General features: G+C 60.4%; 8 protein-coding genes. 1 reads left to right on the top strand and 7 read right to left on the bottom strand.

Annotation, left to right across the window (positions count from 1 at the left end):
• The 5 genes from BIS11_RS06225 to rfbB all read right to left on the bottom strand — a co-directional run.
• Window positions 1-734 (bottom strand): MBL fold metallo-hydrolase (locus BIS11_RS06225; protein WP_253585828.1); only part of this gene is annotated, 734 nt, incomplete at its 3' end.
• 149 nt (window positions 735-883) lie between these two features.
• Window positions 884-1,432, bottom strand: coding sequence for a dTDP-4-dehydrorhamnose 3,5-epimerase (rfbC, locus tag BIS11_RS06220; RefSeq protein WP_253422126.1), 549 nt, complete (start codon window positions 1,430-1,432; stop codon window positions 884-886).
• Window positions 1,432-2,316 carry a glucose-1-phosphate thymidylyltransferase RfbA gene (gene rfbA / locus BIS11_RS06215; RefSeq protein WP_253422115.1) on the bottom strand — a complete coding sequence of 295 codons (885 nt, stop codon included), beginning with the start codon at window positions 2,314-2,316 and terminating at the stop codon, window positions 1,432-1,434. Before rfbA ends, rfbC begins: the two co-directional genes overlap by 1 nt.
• Window positions 2,317-2,343: 27 nt before the next feature.
• Window positions 2,344-3,240 carry a dTDP-4-dehydrorhamnose reductase gene (gene rfbD, locus BIS11_RS06210; RefSeq protein ID WP_253422107.1) on the bottom strand — a complete coding sequence of 299 codons (897 nt, stop codon included), beginning with the start codon at window positions 3,238-3,240 and terminating at the stop codon, window positions 2,344-2,346.
• A gap of 47 nt (window positions 3,241-3,287) precedes the next feature.
• Entirely contained in the window at window positions 3,288-4,346 is a 1,059-nt protein-coding gene (gene rfbB / locus BIS11_RS06205; protein WP_253422104.1) for a dTDP-glucose 4,6-dehydratase, read from the bottom strand.
• Between the two features lie 247 nt (window positions 4,347-4,593).
• On the opposite strand from rfbB, the gene BIS11_RS06200 reads away from it, so the two are divergent.
• On the top strand, window positions 4,594-6,402 hold the full coding sequence (locus BIS11_RS06200) for a beta-galactosidase (protein WP_253422103.1): 1,809 nt from the start codon (window positions 4,594-4,596) through the stop codon (window positions 6,400-6,402).
• A gap of 3 nt (window positions 6,403-6,405) precedes the next feature.
• Here the strand turns inward: BIS11_RS06200 and BIS11_RS06195 are convergent, their stop codons facing one another.
• Both BIS11_RS06195 and BIS11_RS06190 read right to left on the bottom strand, forming a co-directional pair.
• Window positions 6,406-7,401 carry an acyltransferase gene (locus BIS11_RS06195; protein WP_253422101.1) on the bottom strand — a complete coding sequence of 332 codons (996 nt, stop codon included), beginning with the start codon at window positions 7,399-7,401 and terminating at the stop codon, window positions 6,406-6,408.
• 138 nt (window positions 7,402-7,539) lie between these two features.
• Window positions 7,540-8,307, bottom strand: coding sequence for a SapC family protein (locus BIS11_RS06190; protein ID WP_253422099.1), 768 nt, complete (start codon window positions 8,305-8,307; stop codon window positions 7,540-7,542).
• Window positions 8,308-8,503: the final 196 nt, after the last annotated feature.

The following is an 8,503-nucleotide window of genomic DNA, read 5'->3' as shown; positions in this document are numbered from 1 at the left end:
ATGATGACCGTACCATCATTGTCGAGTGCCCGCTCGATGGCCTGCTTCAGGGTGCGCGTGCGCTGGTGGCGTCGATCGTGGTAGCGCCCGCCATAGGTGGACTCGAGCACCAGCAGATCGGCCTTGGCAGGCGGCCGGGGCGCAGGCAGAAGCGGCGAGTTCGCCGCACCGAGATCACCGGAGAACACCACGCGCTCGCGACGCCGGGTGGCAGGTTCACGCAGTGCCACCTCCACATAGCTCGACCCCAGAATATGCCCTGCCCGGCGCAGCTTGATTCGCGCGTGGCGTGATGCGCTCTCGAGTACCGTGTGCCAGCGGCCGTACTCGAGCGGTACCAACTGACGCTCGATGTGTTCCAGAAAGCGCTCGATCAACGCCCGGTCACGGGTAAAGCCGATCTTCAAGGCGTCTTCCAGCACCAACGGCAGCAGCCGAGCGGAAGGAATCGAACAAAGAATCGGGCCGGTGAACCCGGCGGCCAACAGATACGGCAGGCGCCCCACGTGATCGATATGGACATGGGTGATCACCAACGCCTGCAGCGAGGCGATCTCGAAATCGATAGTGAGCTGATCGAAAGCGCGTAAATCGGCATCATCACCCTGAAACAGCCCGCAATCGACCAGCAACGAATGCGTGTCATCCATATAAAGCTGATGACAGCTTCCGGTCACACCGCTGGCCCCGCCGCGATGCACCAGCGTGGAAAGAGAGGTCGTCGTCTTCGCCATAAAGCCTCGCGTTGCCAGGGTCTTGCAAAAGCCTGTGAAACCCTAACGGCAGAGACAGTGAAAAGTAAAGTTAGGCGTAAACAAAAACGCCCGTTGCCATCAATGATGACAACGGGCGTTCGAGCCGGATGGCCTCATTAAATACTAACTCACGCGTAGACCTTGGCCTCGGTCAGCGTACTGCCTGCCTTGTCCTTCTCGGAAAGCGCGAACTCGACCGGCAGTGCGGGCCACTCGATGCCCAGCGTCGGGTCGTCGAAGCGAATGCTCTGCTCCGAGGCTGGATGGTAGTAGTCGGTGGTCTTGTAGAGGAAATCCGCCGTTTCGGAGAGCACCACGAAGGCGTGACCGAAGCCTTCCGGCACCCACAGCTGGCGATTGTTCTCGGCGGAAAGCTCCACGCCTACCCACTGGCCGAAGTGGCTCGAGCCACGGCGCAGATCCACCGCCACGTCCCAGACGCTTCCCTGGGTCACGCGCACCAGCTTTCCCTGGGGCTGTTCGAGCTGGTAGTGAATGCCGCGAAGCACCCCCTGACGCGAGCGAGAATGGTTATCCTGCACGAAGTCACGTGTACAACCGGTGGCCGCCTCGAACGCCTTCTGGTTGAAGCTCTCCATGAAAAAGCCGCGTTCGTCGCCGAATACCTTCGGCGTCAGGATCACGACTCCTGGCAAGGATGTCTGTTCGACCTGCATCAGTGACTCCCCTCGGCATCCAGACGATTGAGCAAATACTGACCATACCCGGTCTTCGATAGCGCATTGGCACTGTCGCGCAGCTGCTCGTCGCTCAGCCAACCTTGATGCCAGGCGATCTCCTCGAGGCACGCCACCTTCAGGCCCTGGCGATGTTCGATGGTCTGCACGTACTGGCTCGCTTCGAGCAGGCTATCGTGCGTGCCGGTATCCAGCCAGGCGAACCCGCGACCCAGACGCTCCACGCGCAGATCGCCACGCTCCAGGTACGCATTGTTGATGCTGGTGATCTCGAGCTCGCCGCGCTCGGAAGGCTCGACCTTCCTGGCGATCTCGACCACGTCGTTATCGTAGAAGTAGAGTCCGGTCACCGCATAGGGCGACTTCGGCTTGGCCGGTTTTTCCTCGATGGAAACGGCGGTACCGCTGTCGTCGAATGCCACCACGCCGAAACGCTCCGGATCCTTCACCAGGTAGCCGAAGACCGTCGCGCCGCTTGGCTGGTTCGATGCACGCTTCAACTGCTCGGAAAAGTGCTGGCCATGGAAGATGTTGTCACCCAGCACCAGACACACCGGAGCATCGCCAATGAACTCTTCGCCAATGATGAACGCCTGAGCCAGGCCGTCCGGGCTTGGTTGCACGGCGTACTCGAAGCTAACGCCGAAAGCGCTACCGTCGCCCAGGAGGTTCTGGTACTGCGGCAGATCCTCCGGGGTCGAGATGATCAGAATCTCGCGAATGCCGGCCAGCATCAGCACCGAGATCGGGTAATAGATCATCGGCTTGTCGTAGATCGGCAGAAGCTGCTTGGAAACGCCGCGCGTGATGGGGTGCAACCGCGTGCCGCTTCCCCCGGCGAGAATGATACCTTTACGTTGCATGGTGTTCTTCCTTGCTCATGGCTCGCATCAACGCGAGCTTGCGATTTCTTGCACGGTCAGTGCGACCTGGCTTTGCCAATCCGGCATCGTGATGCCCAGCGCCTGCTCGATTTTACCCACATTCAGGCGCGAATTCAGCGGCCGGGTCGCCGGTGTCGGGTACTCGCTGGTGGGAATGGCACCGATCCTGTCATCGCGCACCGCAAGTGCCATTCCATGTTTTCGGGCCTGCTCGAAAATCTCGCGCGCGAAGCCGTGCCAGCTGGTATGCCCGCGCGGCGCCAGGTGATAGACCCCGCTTTCCAGATCGCTGCCCTCCGAACCGAGCCACTTGGCCAGCGCCTGCTGGGTGACCAGCGCGATCAGCCGTGAAGGCGTCGGCGCGCCGATCTGATCATCGATGATGTTCAGGCTTTCACGCTCGCCACCCAGGCGTAGCATGGTGCCCAGAAAGCTCTTGCCGAAGGCGCTGTAGACCCAGCTGGTACGAAAGATCACATGGCGGCAACCGCTTTCCATCACCGATTCGTCACCGGCAAGCTTGGTATCGCCGTATACGTTGCACGGGCCGACCGGATCGCTCTCTCGCCAGGGCGTCTCGCCGTCGCCGGTATAGACGTAATCCGAGGAGTAGTGGATCAACAGCGCATTGTTGGCCGCACAGTAAGCCGCAAGCTGACCCGGCAGCGATGCGTTCAAGCGGGTGGCCGTCGCCTCGTCGGACTCGGCGTTGTCGACCGCCGTGTAGGCCGCCGCATTGACGATCACATCGAACTGTTGACGCTCGAGATAGGCCGAGACCGCCGCCGGGTCCGCCAGGTCGAGCTCCCGACGCGTAGGTGCAAACGTCTCGCCGGAAGTGGCCAACTGGCGCTGCAGCTCGAACCCTACCTGCCCGTTGCCGCCAGTGATCAAGATTTTCATGGTCAACTCCCTTTACCTCATCGCGATCGAGAATGGTGCTTTCGACATCACAAGCTGCCCAGCCGCTCGCCCTGATAGCTGCCGTCCTGCACGCGCTGCCACCACTGGCGGTTGTCCAGGTACCACTGCACGGTCTTGGCAAGGCCGGTCTCGAAGGTCTCTTGCGGGCGCCAGCCCAGTTCGCGCTCGATCTTGTCGGCATCGATGGCGTAGCGCAGGTCATGGCCCGGGCGGTCGGCCACGAACGTGATCAGCTCGCGATAGGACCGCTCGGCGGGCACGCGCGCCTGCAAAAGGTCACACAGGGTTTCGACCACCTCGAGATTGGTCTTCTCGTTATGGCCACCGATGTTGTAGGTCTCGCCCACCACTCCCTCGGTCACCACCTTGACCAGAGCGCGTGCGTGGTCCTCGACGTAGAGCCAGTCGCGCACCTGCTGGCCGTTGCCGTACACCGGCAAGGGCTTGCCCGCCAACGCGTTGAGAATCATCAGCGGGATGAGCTTCTCCGGGAAGTGGTACGGCCCGTAGTTGTTGGAGCAGTTGGTGATCAGCACCGGCAGGCCGAAGGTACGGTGCCAGGCGCGCACCAGATGATCCGAGCTTGCCTTGCTGGCGGAGTACGGCGAGCTGGGCGCGTAGGGCGTCTGTTCGGTAAACAGATCCTCCGGGCCTTCCAGGTCACCGTAGACCTCGTCGGTGGAGATATGGTGAAAGCGAAAGCCGGCGGCCTTTTCCGGGGCGCTGCCCTGAAGCTCTTTCCAGTAGTGGCGCGCGGCTTCGAGCAGCGTATAGGTACCGACGATGTTGGTCTGGATGAAGGCCGCCGGCCCGTCGATGGAGCGGTCGACGTGGGACTCCGCCGCCAGGTGCATCACCGCATCGGGCCGATGACGCTCGAAGAGCGCAGCCATCGCGGCACCATCGTTGATGTCGGCATGCTCGAAGACGTAGCGCTCGTTACGCTCGACCTCGGCCAGCGACTCCAGGTTGCCCGCATAGGTCAAGGCATCGACATTGACGACACTGTGCGATGTTTCATCGATCAAATAGCGCACGACAGCGGAGCCAATGAAACCCGCACCACCCGTTACCAATATGTTCATTTCTACTCCTGAAGCCCCAAGGTACCGGTATGCTACCAGTACCCTTCCTTGAAATTAGCGATTACCTTACTAGCGTCACGAAACCGCGCCGCTACCAGTAACGTCATGGCGGTAACAATACCAGAAAAGTGCTTGAGGGTAGATGGTCGATAATCCCCAGGATAAACTCATTTCCTAAGCGAAATGTGCCAGCTCTCCTGTCGACTCTAAACGACAACAACAATTAACAGTAACAATGGAAAATTCTATGAAAAGGGTAATTTTACCGGCGTTTTGTCTATCAAGTGCAACTTTTGCCCAAACACCCACCCTCATTTCACCCATGATCGATGGCATGCGTGGCTGCGAAAGCGCAGTGGCCGACACCTCTATAGTCGACGGTGGTGAGGCTTGGCAAGCATGCATGCAACGTAACGAGAGCGCGGCGTCACTGATCGAGGCAAGTCTTTCTCGAATCGGCCCGATGGTCAGTGAAGATGGTCGCTTCGAGCTTGGCTACACTCTGGGGATGCCGCTACTTTCCTACGTATCCATCGATGATGGCGAGATCAACGTCGACCGCGACATCATTCGACACGATCTCGGAGTGATCGAAGACTCGGAACGCTCGTTGGTGTTCTACCTGTTCGGCAATCACTTCGTGCTGGACGACCAGGCCGCGGCGGCCGCCGCCAGCGCCGCAGACCCGCGCAGCCTCATGGCGCTGGCTAACGGCAGCTCTCCCATCGACAACTACTTTTCTTCATCGATCTATCCGTGGTCGCTCGGCGACGACGAGGCGCTTTATCAGCGAGCGCGCACTGAAGCGATGAATGCCGTACTCGACGAAGTATGCCGACTTCCTCAGGAAGATCGCGACAAGATACGTGCGGTGACCACTCTTGGAGAAACACATCACTTCTTCACGGATTTCATGGGCGGCATGGGCTACGAGCGACCGTTCGAAGTCACCGACTACAGCGAACCCTCTCAAACCCGCTTTCGCCAGTGGCTGGAGACGAGATTCGACTCTATTTCCAGGCTCAACGCCGCACTGTCGTCGTCTTTCGAGAGTTTCGAGCAGATCAATGCGCCCTCCAAGGATATCGCAAGCCAACCACTCAATAACTACTTCGAGCATTTCGATGCCCACGCCTACGGCGAGCTACCCTTTTTTGGCTGGGCGTTTGATGCAAACGGGGAGCCCTTCGATATCTATGTCTACCTCGATGGCCAATTCATCGGCGAAGCCGATACAGACCTGACGCGCCTGGACGTCGCGCAGGCCATCGACGGCCTGGAGGATTCCAACGTGGGGTACCGGTATGATCTCGATTTCAAGACCATGTCGCCGGGGTTGCACAGCGTCGAGCTGCGCATCGTCACCCAGGATTCAACCAGCCTGCTCGAGCGCTACACCCTGGCGGTGATCGACCGACAGCAAAGCACTCCCGAGCCGGTTGCCAGCTACCAGTTGCCAGAGCCTGCTGCCGCCCTTCCGGGGTCACTGCGCTTCTGGGCAGACTACCCGCCCCGGGAAACCACGGTGTATTACAACCCGCTGGCGGCGCTCTGGAACGAATTTCGCGAGCATCAGGTACAACACGAGATCGAAACCTACGCGGACATCATAAGCCAAAGCTGTTTCGAGCCCGAGCAAGTGTTTTCTCATCAGATAGCCCCGGAATTCAAGGGTTCGTGGAACCCGCAGCTTTTTGCCGCAAGCGCCTCACTGAACGCCAATGAGCACTACTCTCAGGGCATCAACCTCTACGGCGGGATCATCTACGCTGACTACTTCTTCGACTGGCTCGACAAGAAGGGCCACGAGCGTTATGGCGTACCCGAAATGCACCCCATGACGAACATGGATCCCGATCTGTTGGCTCAGGCGCTGACACGTCACCATGACAACGGCGCGGTCTTTCTATCTCCCTACTTCGTATCGATTCTGGACGGGCGCTTCGGTACCGATGAAGAGCACGGCAAGTTCATGGTACGCGAGGACAACGCCGATTATGGCTCGGCGCAGTATTTCCAGGCGTTACGCCAGGTGATGAACGCCCCCGCCCCGTAGCCGTTACACGCCTGGCGCGCCCATCCAGCGCGCCAGGCGCGGCTTGCAGAAACGCAGAAACGGCGCCTCCACCAGCGCCCATGAACCCCAGGCAAGCAGGATGGAAAGCCCTACCGCCACGGGCAGCGCCTGGGCGCTCGGCAGGTAAGGCGCCAGCCAGATCGGCGGCAAGTTGTGAAACAGATAGACGCCAAAGCTGATGGTGCCCAGAAAGGCCAGCACCCGCGAAGGGCGAACGACCAGGCGGCTATGCAACACCGCCCAGAACAGCGCCCCGAAAACCAGCACCATGGCCCCCCGATAGTAGTAACCCGCCTTGAAAAAGAGACCTTCGATCACGGGCTGGTAGAGCAGGCCACAGCCCACCGCCAATGCCATCAAGGCGATCGCCAGCCAGCTGTAGCCCAGGGACGGCGTGATGGGACGTCGATGCGCTCGATGGCCAATCCAGCCCCCCAGCCAGAAGGCGCCCAGATGGAGCGGAAACACCAGCAGCTCGATATATCCGTCTCGCCAACCGGTCAGGGGTGATAACGCTACTGCAGATGCCACCAGCATCAACGCGCCCACCTGCCAGGCGCGCGGGGTGATGCGCGGCAAGAAAGCCACCAGCGCAAAGAAGGTGAAGAACACCGGAAGCGACCAGAACGGCGGATTCAGCGCGAACGCCGTCGCCTTGTCCGGCACCGTCAGCAAGAAGGCAAGATGGTGAAAGATCAACCCAGGCCAGTCATTCAGGGGAGGAGAGAGGGTGAGAAGGTAGGCGACCACCGCTACCAGATAGGCCGGGTAAAGCCGTACCAGGCGCTTGAGCAAATAGTGAATGCCTCGGGTACGCTCCCAGTTCAACGCGTAGTAACCCGCCACCACGAAAAAGCAGGCCGTGCCGTCACTGTAGAAGGAGAAGCCGTAGTAGAACGCCGCATAGTGACAGGTTACGACCAGCACCGCTCCGAAAACCTTCATCAGGTGCAGCGCGTTGAAAAGCGAAGAAGACATGAAAGAACCGCCCAGAAAGTAAGGCGCCGAGTGTACACCATCGCTTTCATGTGGATAACTGCGCTCGATCGAGCGAGCACTGACGCCCCCCTACAAAAAAGGCGCCGAAGCGCCTTTGATACTGCATGGCCCGCTAGATCAACTGTCGAAATCGAAGCTGAACTCGTCGTCGTCGTTGCCGAATACGCTATCCAGATTATCCGGGGTAGCCACCTGCCCCGGGTTCAGTCGCGCCAACCGGCCCAACAGGTGAGTCTGCGTGATGGAGAGATTGAGCGCATAGGCAATCGGCAGCGCCTGAAGCCTGCGAAGCTCGAGGAATGCCGCATCGTCGAGCTTCGCCAGTGCCGGCTCGTCCACCATGTAGAGGCCATCGAGCGCCACGCCCTGAGACTGCTTGAGCGCTTCCGGCCATGGCGTGACCACCCCGGCCTCGACCAGCGCCGCGACGGCCTTGCGGGTGGCCTGATGGCGGGGAAAGCTCGCTTTCAGGGCTTCCACGCGGCTGGCGACGGCCGGGCTCATCTGGCCCTGATCGTCGAAGAACGGCTCGCCCGCGCCGTGAACATCCTCCAGACCGCTCTCCCGCTCGAAGGTGACATAGCCCCGCTCGCCGCGCGTGGCGATCTCGAAGGGCCAGGTCGACAGCCACTCCGGCTGGTAGCTGCCCAGCCACTTGCCCTCGCGAACGAACAGGTTATGGCCAAGGGCCAGCCCGCATACGCCCACCAGTTGCCAGACACCGGCGACTTCGACCAGCGCCAGCGGCATGGACGCCGCGGCCTTGGCAAGCTCCCGGCCATGCAGGGGAATCAATACGCTCGATGCAGCGAACGCGAGATCATGGGGCGGATGCCAGGTCTTGCCTTCACACTCTCTTGGATTGAGCACCAGGGGGTCGGCCATCGTGTCTCCTTGCTCGGTCGATAGAAAAGCCACGATTGTAGCAATCGAGTGCCTCGTTACGACAGCAACCGGTCTTTATCGTGCGTGGCGGCCAACGAAAACCCCGCCTTTCGGCGGGGTCGTCGGGTGTCAACCCCACAGGCCATCGTCGGTCGCGACGATGATTCGCCCCTCCGCCATGCCGTACTGCAGGTAG

Origin of the sequence: Halomonas sp. 707D4 (assembly GCF_024158685.1) — a bacterium.
In the GTDB taxonomy this organism is placed as follows: Bacteria; Pseudomonadota; Gammaproteobacteria; order Pseudomonadales; family Halomonadaceae; genus Vreelandella.
The sequence above is the reverse complement of the archived record's forward strand: the minus strand, read 5'-3'. Positions and strand labels throughout refer to the sequence as shown.